Genomic DNA, 17521 nt, shown 5'->3' with positions numbered 1-17521 from the left:
AATAAAACATGAAAAAAGCCGGAGAATATCCGGCTTTAGCACAATTTAAATAGGCTTGACCGAAACCGATTCCTTGGCGATCTTCCACCCGGACGCGGTCTTTTCCCATATCAGGGTAAAAAACATTTTTTCCGGCCTGTTGTTGAATTCCATCTCCCTGTTGACAATGACCATAGCGGTATGATCGTCCGCGTTAGCATACAAAAAGTCACTGTCTTCTCCCAGTGGAGCCAACCCTTGATCTCTACGGCTCGTAAAATAGGTAATAAGGTCACTTTTACTCATAGTGCTAACCTGATCCTTTTCATTTACCATAACGTACATCACATTATCCGAATAGACTTTTTTCAGGAAATCCACGTTATAATGTGTTGCCTCGTGAATGTGCTCTTTGGTAAGTGCAATCAATTCTTCTTTATTCATGATTATATAAAATTAAATTAATACATATTTCAGGATATGGAGATCCCTCCGTCAGCCGGAAGGATGACCCCGGTGGTCCAGTTCGATCCGGAATCGAGAAGTAAAATGGCATTGGACACAATATCCCGGACTTCTCCCCTCCGTTGCATGGGGATTTCTGCTTTTTCACTATTGTGAATGGCAGCAACGGTTTCTTCGTCAAAACCCGCGGATTTCAGAATATCCGTATTGGTCGGCCCGGGAGCCAGGGCATTTACGCGTATACCCAAAGGAGCCAGTTCCAAAGCCCAGATCCTGGTCAGCATATTTAACCCGGCCTTAGCAGAACCATATGCGCTGGTCTGCGCATAGGCCTTTATACCATGACTACTGGTGATATTTAATATTTGACCCTGTGTAGCCGTTAAAAAATCCAAACACTTTGAAGTTAATAAAGAAGGTCCGATCAAATGTGCCTGGTACATGTTTACCATGGAATCCCTGGAAATATCTTTTATACCTCCCAGCTCCACATGACCTGCACAATGCACCAGAATATGGAGTTTTCCATCCCAGTGTCTGTTGATAAAGTAGATAACCTTATCGGTATCGCCGTCGTTTAAGCTGTTGTATTCCAGAGTGCTAATTCCCGGCATTTCCTGTTTAGCCGCTTTTAACTTATCTTTGTTCCGTCCGGTAATAAGCACATCCCATCCTTTTTTATAAAAATAGGAGGCAATACCTTTACCAATACCTGAAGAACCACCTGTAATGAGAATTTTATTTTTCATTTATAACGAATTTTGAGGTAAAATTAATATTTAAATAATTGAAAAACAATAACTTACCATAGGGTTAGTAACTGGTAAGGCAGTTTGAATTATTGATTAGGAAAGGGTTATAAACGAAAAAAACTGAAAAAAAATGAGTTATAGCAGGAGAACAACTATAAATTGTGAGAACAATCCTGAAGCCGATTGTACTATTGAAGCATCACTATCGATTTTGGGCGGAAAATGGAAACTCAAGATCTATAAAGCGTTAAGACCGGGAAAGCCCTTGCGGTTTACCGAGATTAAAACCATTATGGATCCCATTTCAGATAAAACCTTATCCGCCCAGTTACGGGAAATGGAAGAAGACCATCTTTTGGCAAGAGAAGTGTTTCCTGTAGTTCCCCCAAAGGTAGAGTACCGGTTGACAGACATGGGAAGGTCTTTGGAAAGTATCTTTGTAGCTCTTGAAGAATGGGGAAAAAATTATATACGCCAGCGGTAATATCAGGTCCGTAACAGCGGTTTTCAATTTAAACGAAATAAAAAAGTTCCTTTTTTGTCCAATTTTAAAGACATGATTGTTATACCGGTGTATAACCTTTAAAATTTGACAACATGGAATTAAAACAAACATCAGACAACGGGACCTCTTCTGAGAAAAAGAAACTGTTAATTATCGGAGGCGGATTTGCTGGATTTTGGAGTGCTATGAGTGCCGTTCGGCAATCCCGGGAACTTCAGAAAACAAAGGAACTGGATATCACCCTGGTTAACGCTGACAATTATTTTACCATACGCCCGAGGCTATATGAAGTTTCTTTGGAAGGGCTACGGGTCCCACTGGATAAATACTTGAAACCCACAGGAGTTCATCAGATTATCGGAACAGCCGAGATGATTTTTCCCGATAAGAATGAAGTAACCGTAAAAACCCCGCAAGGTGTAATGGACCTGCATTACGATTATCTTGTACTTGCCACCGGGGGGACATTAAGAGCATTAAATGTGCCGGGAATAGAATACACACACAACGTAGATACCTTTAACGGGGCAAAACGTCTGGAGGATCATATCAAGGCCCTGGCCCGGAATGATTTCGGGGAAGAAGGAGCAGATACGTTCGTAGTGGCCGGAGCCGGGTTTACAGGATTGGAAACGGTAACACGGATCAGGGAAAAAGCAACTGTTTTTCAAGAAGAACATTCTCCGGAAAAAACAAATATCAGGGTTTACCTCATTGACAGGGGAGAAAAGGTAGGTAGCATGTTTTCCGAAGAAGGACAGGAATATGTAATACGTGCCTGTAAAAACCTGGGCATTGAAGTCATAAACGAAACTACCATTGACAAGATAACACCGGACGCTGTTCAGTTGAGTAACGGGCAGAACATCCCCGCCAAAACAGTGATCTGGACCATTGGCATGGTAGCCAGCTCCCTTACCAGATTTTTTAACGGAGAGAAGGATCAGTTGAATAGGCTGATAGTGGACAAATATTTGAAACTGCCGGGATATGATAATGTCATAGTAACCGGTGACGTTGCCAGTGCTTCCGTAGACGACGGCCATACAACCATAATGACATGCCAGTATGCACAGTTTATGGGGAGATGGGCAGGACATAATGCGGTTAACGACCTGTTTTCAGAGCCTCTGAAAGAATACGATCAGAAGGGATATGTGACCTGTCTTGACCTGGGAGAAGGTCAGGCCGTTTACAGTTTCGGATGGGACAGGGTGGTACAGCAGAAAGACAGGGAAGCCAGCGAAACCAAGAAATGGGTGAATACCATTCTTATTTATCCGAATGAAGATGTAGAAAAAGCATTGGCGGAGTCTTATCCGGAAATACCCCAGTTTTAAGTTAACGGAATATCTTGTGAACGGTGTAAAATGAAATAAGTATTACTTATTCGTATGTCAATTTCTTTACGCTTTTTATAAACAGTTCGAAAATTGTTTTGTAAGGTTTACAACTAAAAAGGCTTCTCATTTTCGGGGAGCCTTACACTTAATCTCAACCAAATCAGGTGGATAAAACAATAAAGGCAAACTGTTTGTCACGTTTTATATTGTCCTTGCTGGCGATTTTCGCCTTTTCTACGATCAATGCCCAATACAATATGGAACTCTTTAGACCATAAAAGAAAGAGAAATTATTTTTTCCCACTTATAATTTCCGAAAATTTAACCGCAATGGATGTCCCTATGAAAAAATCATGATTGGAAACGCTGTCTTTTGTTTCAAAGATCCGGTCCCGGCTATGCAACCAGCGGCCCTCCAATCTACAGGATATCCAGGGTGCCGGCAGATAGTCCACGTTCCATGATAATCCTGTAGTCCTAAACCCATTTGTCGTTTCTGTAGGGATGATAATCCCTGTCTTATCCTGGTAATATTCCACCCGAATTGCAGTTTTCCAGGTTTGGTTTAAAGTGAATTGGCCAATGATAATGGGGCTGAACCAAAGGTCATAAGCAGAACTATTTTTTTGCTGTTGTTGTATTCCGACATCAAAACCGGTAGTAAGTATGACCCTGTCCGTAAGTTGAAATTGGCCATATAGGTTGTTAAAATATCGCATTCGCCGGGTAGTGTCCGGATCATCCGTACCCATAAATGTACTCCAGTTCAATGTTACCCGCCCATCAGGGTTAAAAGTTACCAGGGTACCGAAAGAGGGTAGTGAATTTCCCTCCAATCGTTTAATACGTTGCCAGCCATTGCAGATCAGTACGGCAAATTTCCAGTTGTCGTTGAGAGTATAAGTGAGTTTTGTTCCCGTGAGAAAGTATGGGGAGTTCTCTGCTGATATGGAACGTGTCAACGTCGGGTTATCCATAGAAATGGCAGTTTCAAAACCGATATGTGAAGGCAAGATCCCGGCATCCAGCCAAAGCGTGTTGTTTTTGTTCAGTGATATTCCGATGCTGGCTTCAAAAATATTTTTCATAACCCCTGATTCTGCGGCATAATTATCACTGGCATAAGTACCTGCCTGCAGGGCAATACTACCCCTGAATTTTGGATGTTCCAGCTCCAGTTTTACCAATCCTAAGTTCAGGTTAAGTTCATTGTGCCGGTTGTGGTTAAAGAGAAAAGGCTGGCGATAATCTTTTCGGGGGTGATTCAGGTCATATACATAAAACACATCCATAAAACCTGAAATATATAGGGTGGGCTTTTGTTGCCAAATATGGTCTGCCTGTGCCCCACAGAGATTTACCATAAAGGTTAGGCAAGTACATAGAATTATTGACTTTCTGAGCATGGTATTGTCTTAATAAGTGAGGTATTTGCATTAAACCGCCAAATCTTCCCGGCTGGTCTTTGTTTTTAACTGGTGTTTCTTTGCCAGAATGGCCAAACCGAAGGTTAATACCCCCAATCGCCCGATAAACATTACAAAAATGACCACCAGTTTTCCCCAAGCACTCAAATTACCGGTAATTCCTGTGCTTAACCCCACTGTTCCAATGGCGGAAGTAATTTCAAACAAGATATTATCCAAAGGGAAGTCTTCTGTAAATGCCAGTAATAAAGTAGCGACAAATATGACGGAGGCGTATAGTATAAAAACCGATGTGGCCACGTACAACCGTTCTAAAGGAATGGTTTTGCCGAAGAAGGCCACCCGGCTGTTATTTCGTATTCGACTCCACATAATGGCTATCAGGGCAGTCAGGGTTGTGGATTTCAATCCTCCCCCGGTACCGGAGGGAGAAGCTCCTACATACATTAAAAGGATTACGATAAGCAGAACAGCTAATGAAAAATTTCCTATCGGAACGGTGTTAAAACCAACGGTGGTCAGTGCTGTCATGGCTTGAAAAAAGGAAGCCGTGAATTTGGAATTTCCCAAATGATCTACGGATGGCTCAAAAAAATAGATCATTGTGGTCCCGACAGCTAATAAAAGGGCAAGTACCATAAAAATAATCTTGCTGGTGTAGGTAATGCGTCTGGTTTTTCCCGATATTCTGTTCCATAAATCGGTAACCACAATAAAACCCAGGGAACCGCATATAGCTAGTACGGAAAGGATCACATTCACAGAAGTATTCCCGGCAAATTGTTCAAAACTATCGTTGTAAAGGCCGAAGCCTGCAGTGCAAAAAGCGGAAATACTGTGATAGATACTGCTCCAGATGGCAAAATTGTGCTCCACTCCCGCATTGGTGAAAGCAATATAGAGGCACAATGCTCCGATAGTCTCTATTACTACCGTGAAAATAATGACTGACCGTAAAAAATCTTTGATCTGAAATCCTTTGGGCATAGCAAACTCCGCATTTAAAATACGCTGATGCCAGTGGGTAAGATTACTCCTTTTGGATAGTAGAATAAAGGAAGTAAATGTCATATAGCCAATACCTCCTATCTGGAAAAGCAACATCACTACAAATTGACCAAACCAGTTATAAGTATCATAAACACTTACGGTAACTAACCCGGTGGTAGAAATGGCCGAAGTAGCTATGAATAAACTGTCCAAAGCCGAAACCGCCTGTTTGTGGAAAAAAGGCAAGCATAGAAATAACCAACCTATACAAGTGTAGGTGGTAAATCCGAACAACAAATTTTGTTGAGGAGAAAGTGAGAGTTGGAACTTTCTGTATTTTTTTAAAAGACTGTGCATTGAAGTATTTTTTATTTTTATAATCGCTATTCGGGAAACCGGCCTGTTTCTTCCTGTAATGTGCTTAAATGAAATTGTAATTCTGCCAGGGTTTTTTCTATTTGCGGTTTATTGCTGAAATTTATATTAACTGTTTTGTACAGTTCCAGGATTTCATTCAGGCGAGCCTTAATATCCATCAGTTTTGTCTTAAATTCTTTTGGATAGTCTGAAGCCAGTAATCCGTTTACCTTTTCTTTGATTTCCCGATCAGACTGAAATAAATCTTTTAATCCCTCAACCTCATTTTTTTTGAATTGACGGCTTAACTCATTCACCTCAAAACAAATGGCAACAATGGTTTTACAGGCGCTTTCGTTCAAAGGGAAAGTTGCCGCTTTTTGTGGGTTCATGGTTATTTGTTTTAAGCGTGAGAATTGTTAAAAAAGAAGTACAGAAAAATGAGGGCCAGTATTCCGGTCATTATGACTGTTGGCCAAACAAGATATTTGATGTCTGTATACCAGTCACTTAATGATTGGTAGGATGCCTCTTTATCCTGATCGTTGAAGAAAAAATTCCGTTTCATTACCTGTGATATTTGAACGTTACAAAGGTCGGATGAAAGGAATATGTAAAAAATCAAGGTTTACCCTACTGGTATAAAGATTTTGTAAAGATTATTGAAACCGGTAACCGACACCGCTTTCGGTGATAATGTGTTCCGGGTGGTTGGGATTGTTTTCTATTTTTTTTCTGAGAGTACCTACAAAAACCCTTAAATACTGGGTTTCTGCCTGATAGCCATAACCCCAGATTTCTCTTAAAATATGTTGGTGGGTCAGGACCCTGCCTTCATTTTTCGCAAAAAGGGCTAAAAGATTGTATTCCGTAGAGGTGAGTTTAACGATGTCCTCATTCTTCTTTACCACCCGTGCTACCAGGTCTATTTTAAGATCACCGCAGACGATGGCAGATTCGTTGATCACATCCCGGTTCCTTCGTATGGCAGAACGTATCCTGGCCAACAATTCGCCGGTTCGGAAGGGTTTGGTCAGATAATCGGTTGCGCCGTTATCCAACGCAGTGATTATATCCTTTTCGCTGTCCCGGACGGAAAGAATAAGAACAGGCCTGTTATACCATTCCCTTAATTCCTTTAATATTTCGTGCCCGCTTTTATCAGGCAGTCCCAGGTCGAGCAGGATCAGGTCCGGAGGGTGATTTGCTGCGAGGATCAGGCCTTCCCTTCCGTTGACAGCCTGGACTACTTTATAGTCGTTGCTTTCCAGGTTAATCTGAAGCAGTTTGCGTATTTGAGGTTCGTCGTCGATGATGAGTATTTCCGCTTTATTCATTGTCCAGTGGGTTGATCGATGATGTTTCCGAGGGGATCCGGATAGTGAATTTAGCCCCACCTTCATGTTGATTTTCCAGTTGTATTTTGCCGTCAAGAGCTTCGGTAAATCCCCTGGCTATGGAAAGGCCCAATCCTGTTCCCCCGGTAGCAGAATGGGACAGCCTGTAAAACTTGTCGAAAACAAAGTCTATTTCGCTTTCCGGAAATCCCGGCCCGTTATCTGAAATGATGATCCTGCATTCGTTCCCTGTATTATCGGCCTCAATTTTAATAGTTGTTCTTTCGGGGGTGTGCTGCAAGGCATTATGGACGATATTGTGTAATACCTGCTCTGTCAATACTCTGTCGATTTTAAACAGGGGGAGGTTTTCATCCGGATCAAATGCTATACGACGCTCGCCGATATCTTCCTTATTACTTTGAATTACCCTGAAAATCAGCTCATTTATATCACACCAATCCGGATTGGGTTTTAAAACGCCTGCCTCCAGGCGGCTCATGCTCAAAAGATTTTCTACCTGCCGGTTCAGGCGAAACCCCGCAATTTCAATTTCCGAATACAGTTCCGTTTTGTTGTGATCCGACAACCTGGCCCCACTATCTTTAATCGTGTCAATAGCTCCTATAATAGTGGATATTGGTGTTCTCAATTCGTGTGACAATGAATTGAGCAGGGTATTGTACAACCGGATACTTTTTTTTCTTTCTTCTTCGTCCCGGACCTTTCTTTCATATTCCCTGATCTTAAAGGTCAGTACCGCATTGATGAGGGCGATGACAAAATACATCAAAAACATTAAGGCATCTTCCGGTGTACCGATATGAAAGGTAAATGTAGGCGGGATAAAGAAGAAGTTCCAGATCAACGCACTCAGAAGGGCTGTAACCAAAACCGGGAAAATATCGAACAACATGGCCAACAGAGAGACAATGAGCAACAGAATAAGCGCTACAACCCGGTAACCAATAAAATCTACTGAAAAAAAGGAGATGACCGAAGTCAGAATGATAAGCGAAATACTGATCAGATATTGACCGGTAGGGCTATATTTTTTTGTTCTGAACAAATTCAAACTTTTTTATTGCAAATTTAACTAATGGAATATAAAGATTTTGCAAAAATATCATACAGGTCATTCAGACACAGGGGAGATACTGTTTTCCTGGTCGTAAATTGAAAATATTCAAAGTAATCCGGCCTTGATTGAAAGGTTGAAAATCCCGCTATAGTAGAGTGTCTTATTGCGAAAACATATGATTCGGGTGTTTTCCTTCTATTCTTTACTTCGGGCCGCAGACAGCTTCGTAAATTTTAGCCACGGATACACGGATATAGCAATAGTTATTATCCGCGTATCCGTGGCTAAACAGATTTTCCGTGTAATGATTGGGTTTTATAAATTACTTCACTACCGTAGCTTCAAATTCGATTTTCAGCGTTTCGAAAAGGACTTTTACCTCCATTAAGGTAAGTGCTGTTTTGACACCGTGTTTCTTTACCCAGTCCAGGTAAATATCAAAACCGGTATCAAAGAGTTCTTCCGATGAAGTGGTGTAGACATTTAGTCGTACGATATTTTTACATTCATACCCGGCTTCTTCAATTACCCGTTCCAGGTTTTCCAGTGCCTGGACCAACTGGCTTTTCATATCGGCGTTGCTCGAAGTCCCATCCGGATTTACGGCTGCCTGCCCTGCACAATAGAGCGTGCCTTCTGCTTGTTTTACTTCTACGGCCTGTACATAGCCGCGTTCGTCCTGCCATGACCAGGGACTGAATTCTCTTTTTTCCATTTGTCTGTTTTTTGGTTAATAATTACAAATCACATGGCAAAGATGAGCACGGTATGAAGTTTAATTGCGTGATAAATATCACAATTAAGAATAGGAGAAAGCGGCTCAGGAAGAAAGCCGGCTGAGGGTTTCGCGCGAAACACCGAGGTAGGAAGCGATCAGGGTTTTAGGCACTCTTTGAAAAAGGGAAGGATAACGTTTGATCAACTGTTCGTAGCGTTCTTTTGCATTGGAACTCAGAAGGGACAAGATGCGTTGCTGTGATGCGATATGGCCCGAAGTCGCTTTTTTGAGAAAAAAATGTTCCATCTTCGGAAGGCCCGAACATAGTTTCTGATAATCTTCCAATGAAATACAGAGTACACAGGTGTCCTCCAGGCACTGTAAGGACATGGTGGCTTCGGTCTTTGAATAAAAAGCGAGAAAATCCGTCTCCCACCAGTCTTCCATAGCAAAGGATAAAATATGCTCTTTGCCAGACTCGTCGTTATATATCAGTTTTAAAAGTCCGGAAACCACAAAATAAGTATATGTTACATCTTCTCCCTGGCGAATAAGATATTCACGTTTTTTGAAGTTATGAACGGAGAAATGAGTAACGACAAATGCAAATTCATCTTCTGTTAGTGGTACTATTTCTTCTATATGTCGCCTTAACGTTTCTCGCATATGTCCGGTCTATAGAAGTTTTAGTTGAAGTCCAGTTGATCCAGGATATCACTTTTACGATTAATAACAAGGGAGTCTGCTTTTTTAAGTAACCGTTCCTTGTTGCTAAAGTAATATTTATATTTTGCCTTGTTTAGCAGGCTGATGTCGTAGTCGTCAAAATTTCCCGTTACATCCACACCTGTTTTGAACGGAACAGGAGATTTGAGTACTGAAATGTGGTAGTCATAACTCATGTCCAGGTTTTGTATTCCCCCCACGGCGAGTTGGTAACGGTCGATTTCGAGCAGTGCAGGAAGTATTTCCAGGTGGCTTTCTTCGAAGGTCATTTCCATATTCAGTTCCTTTATCGGGTTCTTTTCTTTGTTTTTGAACATAAAGGTTTTGGCGAGATCGGAAAAGGTCGGTCCGTCAAGTACCATGATATCATGGGCTTTCAAGGCAGCAATACCTTTAAGTGTGGGGATTTTTATGTCCATGTCTTTGCTCAGTTTGGCGTTACCTTTCAGCCTGAAATCGGCTTTGCCTTCAAAGGATCTGGTCATCGGGAAAAGAGAATCCAGAACAGGAAACACGCGATGGATCTGGTCCATTTCAATATTGCTCAGGTATAAGCGGAAATCGAGATCGGCTTCTTTATTGGTTTTGGCCGAGTAAGATATGTCAGCCTGCAATTGCGCTGCCAGGGTATTGAGATGAAAATCCTCCAGTTTCATTCTGCCTTCTTTAATTCTCGCTCTGCCATAGATATTGCGCATGTCCATATCACCGAATTTCAACCGGTTGATATTGGTGTTTAAGGTGAAACGAAGATTGTCCGGGATTTTAAAAGTGTGTTTTTCGCCTTTAAGAGCATCCGTTGCAACTTCCTGATCGATTTTCTCCATGTTATCTACATCCACAACTTCGTCGGGAGGAGAGGAGAATACCTGCATTAACTGATTGGCGTCTATAAAATCTGCATCTACCTCCAGGATTGCCGTCACGGGATCGCCGGATTTGAAGCCTTTGAGGTGTTGTATATTTCCGGTAAGGGTTGCATCGGAGTGTCCGAAATGGAACTTGGCGTGATCCAGGGTAATATTGTCATTTTCAAAAGAAATCCTGGAAGCAGGCATTTTAAGCGGAACACCCATTTTCGGACTGTATGCGATAAGGCGGTGAAAGTTAACGTGGCCTTTCGGGGTCCATTTTTTCGGAGCCTTTTTGTCCAGTCTCATCACGTAGTTCCCCTGTTTTATCGCTACAAAATCTTTCTTCTGACGTAAAGCCGCACTGTCTATGGTAAAACGAGATGTAATATATGCCGCTTTGCCGTCCTCTTCAGGAAAAAGCCGGGCTTCCACATTTGCTTTTTTGACTATTCCCCTCAGAGAATCCGATTTTGAAGTGAATTTAAGTGTTTTCAGACCCATCGTCACGTCGAGCTTGACTTTCTTTTCTCCTTGCTGGTCTACTTTAAGGTCAGCCGTGAGCTCTTCGGCGGTAAAATCGAGATCGTTCTTATAGACAAGTCTGGCATCCCGGATATCCACATTTCCGGCCATGTTACTCCGCTCATTTTTCTGTTGAAAGAAAGAAGTTTGCAGTTGTCTTGTACGAAACCACAAGCTGTCTTTGGGCGAATCGATATCTACATCGTCAAATTGCAGATTCCCTATCAGATTGATGTTCTCATAGTGATTGCCCGTGAGGTCATTGAGTTTAAAATTGGTTTTGAGATCGGCCTCGATATTCCCTTTGGCTTTAATGTTTTCGTCTACCGGGAAACTGGTGTAGAACTCGGTAAAGTGGATATTGCTTTTCAGGGCAATATCAAAAACAGCGTTTTCGAAAAGATGCTCTATATTCCCGGATGCGTCTATATGAACTCCCGTTCCGTTAACACGCAGATGGTCGATGGTCACCGATGAAGGAGCGGACCCATCCGGGAATAGGACAGAAGTGGCCCTGACCGACATATCCTCAATTTTTCCCGGGAAATCCGAATAGGCCAAACTTGCATGATCTATATGGAGAATGGCATCTATACGGGGTTGATGATCCTTGCCGTAAAGGCCGTTTACAGTTAGCTGAAGATCGACTTTCCCCTCGGTATCTATTTTTTCGTTATGCAGGATATGGGGAGGTATCAGTTCAACAATATTTTTAAAGGAATTGGTAACCAGCCGGGTTTCCAGGTCGGCGGATAATTCCTGCCGTTCCGGATACAGTTGTATTTGGCCCTTAGTGGAAAAGTGGATGTCGTTCAAAGAAAAATCACTCTCTTTGATATGTATTGTTCTATCGGATTGATCGTAAAAAAGTGTGGAAATTATGGTGATATTTTTTATTTGATAAGGCTTGCCTCCATCTTTGTACATGGAAATATTATCGCTCTTATTGTGAGTGTTGAGAAAAAGTCCCTTATCTCCTTTCACAGCCTTCACACGGAAATTGAAATCCTGTACCCGGTAATTGTTTTTGGAGAGCCCGTCTTCATAAAGGAGGTTCCCGTGTTGAATCTCGAGATTCTTCAGTACGATTTTCTTAAAGGAAAAATCGCTTTCGGTGGTATCGGTCGGAATAGTGTCTGTTACCAATCCCAGTACATCCCAGTTGGGATTGCCCAGGGAGTCTACCATAGCGTGTATGTCCGGACGATATAGTCTTATATTGTTAATATGGAGTTCATTTTTCGCTAGTAATTTATACATATTAAGGGTTACCTGGGCGTCGTTAAAGGCTGCCAGCGTATCCCCGGAACCGGAGTGTGCCGGGGGCAATACGGCGCCGTTTTTAAGACGGACGCCAAACCGGGGGAAACTGGAAAAAAAGGTGAGTTCTATACTTTCGCAATCTACTTCTCCGTGAATGTTTTCATTGATGATCCGTACCACCTCGGGAGTGATCTTTTCCGGAGTGAAAATAAAATTGAGGGCTATGGCAATGACTATCGACATCACTGCAAAAAATGTCAATAATACGATCCCTGCCCTTTTGAATGTTTTGCTGATCTTCATTTGTAACGGGTACTGTTTCCGGATAACAAAGATATCACGAGAAAAATATCGGGGGTCAAATCTTTTAAATTTCTTTCTTTGATAAACGAGTTCATTATAAAAGAACCGGGAAATTTAAGAAATACACAATTTTAATTAAAACTGTTTGATAAACATTCATTATATTTGGTTATAGTACATTAGACTAAAAGGTGCTCCAGGGGACAGAACGGGAGTAAAAAGAGAACCTTTCCGGTTTTGATGGGGTCAGGATCATAAACGGATTAAAGAAACTGAGAAATAATGATAAATACAGTACGCTTAAATGGTATTAACAGTATGAGGAAGTGGAGCTTTATTATTGCGCTGATGGTTAGTTTTGTGACCTACGGACAACATAAGTTCCCGTTTCAAAACCCGGAATTACCGGTAGAAGAGCGGTTGAGTGACCTGGTGTCGAGGCTTACCCCGGAAGAAAAAATAGCACAGTTGATGTCCGATGCCCCGGCAATAGAACGCCTGGGAGTACCGAAATATGACTGGTGGAATGAGGCTTTGCATGGTGTTGCCAGGGCGGGCTACGCCACTGTGTTCCCGCAATCCATAACCATAGCGGCTTCGTGGAATGAAGACCTGCTTTTTGAGGTGGCTACGGCAATTTCTGACGAAGGCAGGGCGAAGCATCATGAATATATCCGGAGAGGGCAGCACGATATTTACCAGGGACTTACCTTCTGGTCGCCCAATATCAATATTTTCCGGGACCCCCGATGGGGCAGGGGACATGAAACGTATGGGGAAGACCCGTTTCTGACAGGACAGTTGGGGCTGCAATTTGTAAAAGGACTGCAGGGCGATGACCCGGAATACTTAAAGACGGTAGCCACTGCCAAACATTTTGCCGTGCATTCCGGGCCCGAACCGTCGCGACATGAGTTTAATGTTATACCGGATAAACGCGACCTATGGGAAACCTACCTGCCTGCCTTCAGGACATTGGTTAAGGAAGGCCATGTCTATTCCGTAATGACCGCTTATAACCGGGTGAACGGCGAAGCGGCAAGCGCCAGCGAATATCTGTATGATATCCTGAGAAACAAATGGGGTTTTGAAGGATATGTAGTATCCGACTGCGGGGCGATCTCCGATATCTGGAAAACGCACAAGATAGCAGATAATGCGGCCATAGCCTCGGCACTGGCGGTAAAGGCCGGATGTGACCTGAATTGTGGAAACTCCTACGAATTCCTCAATGATGCCATTAAGGAAGGACTGGTAAGTGAACAGGACCTGGATATAGCTGTTAAAAGACTTTTCAGGGCCCGGTTTAAACTGGGGATGTTCGATAATGAAGAGCAATCCCCTTACTTTCAGATACCATTTTCAGTAAATAGCAATGCTGCTCATAATTATCTGGCAAGAAAAGCAGCACAGGAAAGTGTAGTCCTGTTGCGCAATGAAGACCAAACGCTGCCCTTATCCAAAAATGTAAAGAATATTGCTGTCATAGGCCCCAATGCGGATAATGTCCAATCCCTGTGGGGGAATTATAACGGTATTCCCGAAAAACCTGTTACCGTATTACAGGGAATAAAAAATAAATTGTCTCCGGAGGTTAATATTTTATATGAAGAAGGAAGTCCGCTGGCCGACGGTATTCCTACCATGGAGGTTATACCCTCGGTTTATTTGCAGGACGAGAACGATTTGCAGGGACTGAAGGGGGAGTATTTTGATAATAGCAACTGGGAGGGGGAACCGCTGTTTACACGACAGGACGATAATATCGATTTCCAGTGGGACATTAATACACCTGACCCCCGCTTGGAAATGAGGAATTACAGTATACGCTGGACAGGGTATCTCACCCCTCCGAAAACAGGAACGTATTACTTCAGCGATTGGGGAAAACCATTTATGCAATTTTCTATCGCAGACAAAATAGAGGGGGGAGGAAATCATAAGCACCGTGCTTCCCTGAATCCCAAAGAAATAGTTCTGAAAAAGGGAAAGAAATATAAAATAGAGGTAAAGTATAAAAACGACTACGGGGACGCTACGGCACAAATGCTTTGGAGTACTCCCAAAGAAGATCAAAGGAGCAAAGCTGTGGAAACAGCTAAAAAGGCCGATGTGATTGTTTTGGCCCTGGGACTGAACGAACGCCTGGAAGGAGAAGAGATGAGTATAGAAGTGGAGGGGTTTTCCGGGGGCGACCGTACAAAACTGGATTTACCGGAAACCCAGGAAAAACTGATGCAGGAAATTGTAGCCCTCGGCAAACCCGTGGTCCTCGTATTGCTCAATGGTAGCGCACTGTCCGTAAACTGGGCGGCAGATCATGTTCCGGCCATAGTGTCTGCCGGTTATCCCGGTCAGCAGGGCGGTAATGCCATAGCCGATGTTTTATTCGGTGATTACAATCCGGCAGGGCGGCTCCCTGTTACCTATTATAAATCCGCGGAACAGTTACCGTCTTTTGAAGATTATCATATGAAAGGACGAACCTATCGCTATTTTGATAAAGAACCTTTATACCCTTTCGGATATGGGCTCAGTTATACCAGCTTTACTTATGATAAGCTTGAAATACCTTCAGAAACAAGTATCAACGAACCTATTGCTGTTGAAGTGGAAGTAGCTAATGCGGGAGAGGCAGACGGAGATGAGGTGGTGCAGGTATATCTCAAAGACGAAAAAGCTTCTACCCCGAGGCCAAGGCACCAACTGGCAGGGTTTAAAAGGGTACATCTCAAAAAAGGAGAACGTAAAAAAGTACGGTTTACTATTCAGCCCCGGCAGCTTTCCATGATAAACGATGAGGAGAAACTGGTAATAGAACCCGGCTGGTTTACTATCACCGTTGGTGGCAAACAACCGGGATTTTCCGGCAGGTGCGATGCCGTTTCTACGGAGACCATTTCAAAACGCGTAAAGATTGTAGGTAAAACTGCGTACCTGGACTTTTAATGCTCCCGGAACTCCGGGTTACCCGGGATTTCCATAGATTCCGGAATAAACGAATCGCGGAACAGGTCGCTTTCTTCCCGTATTACCTGGTCCCGGTATTGCAGGGTCCATCCCATGGAATTGGTAAGGATGTATATTTTATGCAGTTCCGTAAGCAGCCGGTTCCGGGAATTGGACATTAAGGTAGAGTTTTTGATCTCCTTACGAAGAGAACTTTCTATCCGTTTCCGGATCTTGTTATGATCGCCGGCATCAAAACGGTTAAAGTAGTCCTGTTGTATATCGTAATACTCGATTTTAGGATTAATCTCCAGTTCCGGTGGAGGTATATAAGTGATAACCACAGTCTTTTCATCTTTGAGTATTTCCGTCTTTATTTTACTGAGATCATAGGAAACGCTTGCCGTAGCATTGACCACTACCAGGGCTTTTTTCCTTGCAGACAGTATATCGAGATAGAATTTCTTAGAATCCTCAAACGTAAAGACCTGGGCGTAATTACCTTCCGTAACGATGAGTTTCCCTACATTCTTAATCTGTTTTTCCAGTAAGGTAGTATTGTGCAGCAGCATTTCCCTGTTTTCTTTGCGATAACGGTAAAATTGCCATACACACACAAGGAGCAATGCAACTATAATAACCCTTAGCAGGGGGCGTGGTATATATTTGTGTTCTTTCAAAAGCTATGGTTTAGGTATTATATCCCCGTCTATATATATTTCTTAGAGGATCGGGATGCATAAAAATACGATTATTTTTCAGGGCGATGTATAACTTATAAACCGGTTAAGGAAGAATCTGCCTGTTTTTCGGACAGAAAAGCAAGTCTGCAAAGGGAACGAAACGTGAAAATAATGGTTTCGGGGTTGATCTGATTCCCCGACTTTAGACCTCCTGTCTTTGAAGGATCTCTTTAATAATTCTTATCCCGGGTACTTGTTTAAAATGATTTGATTTTTCAATCGTTTACATTAATTCTCTTTGAGGTTATTGTGATCTGTATTTCCAAGCAGTTCTTTTTACAGCTACTTTGTCCGGTAGCGAGGTGTCCGGAGTTAGTACTGTTTCGTAAGTTAAACGATCCACTCTCCGGTTATCATGTATTATTACTGTTGAGTAATAGGCTATTATCACTGTGAAAATCAGGATACGGTGTGCGCTCCTTCTGGTGTGGCGGATTTCTCTGACTTCGCAGTCCGCGTTCGGTAAAACCCCGGGGATACAACCAAAAGCATTTCTGCGGGTGCGATACCGGTGGGAACATAACTGTCAAACAGACGGTATCACTGCCGGCTTCCCGGCAAGTTCAGGACGGGTAGCCTCCCTGTAAAGAAGGGCCTGCCTCTGTCACGGGACCGGCATATCGTATCCCCGACCGGATAATCCGGGACCGGTTTTTGCCATTTAAGGGATTGTGTATACACTGAACCAGGTTACGTTTGCGGCATAGGTAATTGCGTATGCAGCAAACAGGATCCCTTAGGATTTCGTCCCCATCCCCTTAAGCGGTAAACGTAACCTGATAAATCGCTTAAGCAATTGCTTATGATATCACAAGCAACCCGGTAAGCGGTCAACGGAACTGTGTATGTTGTAAACAGGATCCCCCACGATTTCATATCCATTACCCTAAGCCGTAAACACAACCCGGTTAGTTGCTTAAGCAGTTGCGTGTGATTTCACAAGCTAGGGGGTAAACGGTCAACGGAACTGTGTATGCCGCAAACGAAATCCCTTAGGCCGCGTACCCATTCCCTTACGCCGCAAACAAAACCCGGTTAGCCGCCTGAGCAATTGCGTATGATTTCACAGGCAACCCGGTAAACAGTCAACGGAACTGTGTATGCCGCAAACCGGATCTCTTAGGATTTCACACCCGTTCCCTTAAGCCGTAAATATAACCCGGTAAGCCGCTTAAGCCGTTGTATGTGATTTCACAAGCAAGCCGGT

14 protein-coding genes are annotated in these 17521 nt (G+C 42.9%); 3 read left to right on the top strand and 11 right to left on the bottom strand.

Annotated features, from left to right (window positions below; genetic code table 11):
• Window positions 1–45: 45 nt before the first annotated feature.
• Together ACVBDY_RS06775 and ACVBDY_RS06770 are read right to left on the bottom strand one after the other, a co-directional pair.
• Window positions 46–423, bottom strand: a complete 378-nt coding sequence (locus ACVBDY_RS06775; RefSeq protein WP_447174709.1) for a hypothetical protein — start codon at window positions 421–423, stop codon at window positions 46–48.
• A 29-nt stretch (window positions 424–452) separates the two neighbouring features.
• Window positions 453–1193: an SDR family NAD(P)-dependent oxidoreductase gene (locus ACVBDY_RS06770; RefSeq protein ID WP_447174708.1), complete on the bottom strand. Its 741-nt coding sequence runs from the start codon at window positions 1191–1193 to the stop codon at window positions 453–455.
• Window positions 1194–1326: 133 nt separating this feature from the next.
• Between ACVBDY_RS06770 and ACVBDY_RS06765 the strand changes: the two genes are divergently transcribed.
• Window positions 1327–1680, top strand: a complete 354-nt coding sequence (locus tag ACVBDY_RS06765) for a winged helix-turn-helix transcriptional regulator (RefSeq protein ID WP_447174707.1) — start codon at window positions 1327–1329, stop codon at window positions 1678–1680.
• A gap of 113 nt (window positions 1681–1793) precedes the next feature.
• Window positions 1794–3041 carry an NAD(P)/FAD-dependent oxidoreductase gene (locus ACVBDY_RS06760; protein WP_447174706.1) on the top strand — a complete coding sequence of 416 codons (1248 nt, stop codon included), beginning with the start codon at window positions 1794–1796 and terminating at the stop codon, window positions 3039–3041.
• A 293-nt stretch (window positions 3042–3334) separates the two neighbouring features.
• Here ACVBDY_RS06760 and ACVBDY_RS06755 read toward each other — a convergent pair whose 3' ends face one another.
• The 8 genes from ACVBDY_RS06755 to ACVBDY_RS06720 all read right to left on the bottom strand — a co-directional run bounded on the left by ACVBDY_RS06755 (window position 3335) and on the right by ACVBDY_RS06720 (window position 12622).
• Window positions 3335–4408, bottom strand: a complete 1074-nt coding sequence (locus ACVBDY_RS06755) for a porin (RefSeq protein WP_447174705.1) — start codon at window positions 4406–4408, stop codon at window positions 3335–3337.
• Window positions 4409–4480: 72 nt separating this feature from the next.
• The gene (locus ACVBDY_RS06750) at window positions 4481–5818 is read right to left on the bottom strand and encodes a TrkH family potassium uptake protein (RefSeq protein ID WP_447174704.1); all 1338 of its coding nucleotides are present in this window, start codon (window positions 5816–5818) and stop codon (window positions 4481–4483) included.
• 26 nt (window positions 5819–5844) lie between these two features.
• Entirely contained in the window at window positions 5845–6210 is a 366-nt protein-coding gene (locus tag ACVBDY_RS06745) for a hypothetical protein (protein WP_447174703.1), read from the bottom strand.
• A gap of 267 nt (window positions 6211–6477) precedes the next feature.
• Window positions 6478–7155 carry a response regulator gene (locus ACVBDY_RS06740; RefSeq protein WP_447174702.1) on the bottom strand — a complete coding sequence of 226 codons (678 nt, stop codon included), beginning with the start codon at window positions 7153–7155 and terminating at the stop codon, window positions 6478–6480.
• Window positions 7148–8224, bottom strand: a complete 1077-nt coding sequence (locus ACVBDY_RS06735) for an ATP-binding protein (protein ID WP_447174701.1) — start codon at window positions 8222–8224, stop codon at window positions 7148–7150. The genes ACVBDY_RS06740 and ACVBDY_RS06735 overlap by 8 nt, the downstream gene beginning before the upstream one ends.
• A gap of 334 nt (window positions 8225–8558) precedes the next feature.
• Window positions 8559–8951 (bottom strand): RidA family protein, encoded by a 393-nt coding sequence (locus ACVBDY_RS06730; RefSeq protein WP_447174700.1) that lies wholly within the window; start codon window positions 8949–8951, stop codon window positions 8559–8561.
• 105 nt (window positions 8952–9056) lie between these two features.
• Window positions 9057–9620, bottom strand: a complete 564-nt coding sequence (locus tag ACVBDY_RS06725; protein ID WP_447174699.1) for a Crp/Fnr family transcriptional regulator — start codon at window positions 9618–9620, stop codon at window positions 9057–9059.
• A 20-nt stretch (window positions 9621–9640) separates the two neighbouring features.
• Entirely contained in the window at window positions 9641–12622 is a 2982-nt protein-coding gene (locus ACVBDY_RS06720) for an AsmA family protein (RefSeq protein ID WP_447174698.1), read from the bottom strand.
• A gap of 282 nt (window positions 12623–12904) precedes the next feature.
• Between ACVBDY_RS06720 and ACVBDY_RS06715 the strand changes: the two genes are divergently transcribed.
• Window positions 12905–15571, top strand: a complete 2667-nt coding sequence (locus tag ACVBDY_RS06715) for a glycoside hydrolase family 3 protein (protein ID WP_447174697.1) — start codon at window positions 12905–12907, stop codon at window positions 15569–15571.
• On the opposite strand, the gene ACVBDY_RS06710 is transcribed toward ACVBDY_RS06715, so the two are convergent.
• Window positions 15568–16251 carry a DUF4230 domain-containing protein gene (locus ACVBDY_RS06710; protein ID WP_447174696.1) on the bottom strand — a complete coding sequence of 228 codons (684 nt, stop codon included), beginning with the start codon at window positions 16249–16251 and terminating at the stop codon, window positions 15568–15570. The two genes, ACVBDY_RS06715 and ACVBDY_RS06710, sit on opposite strands and share 4 nt — an antisense overlap.
• Window positions 16252–17521: the final 1270 nt, after the last annotated feature.

Source organism: Sinomicrobium halophytocola (assembly GCF_052983395.1).
Note: the sequence above shows the minus strand (reverse complement) of the source record. Positions and strands in the feature narration are given on the sequence as shown.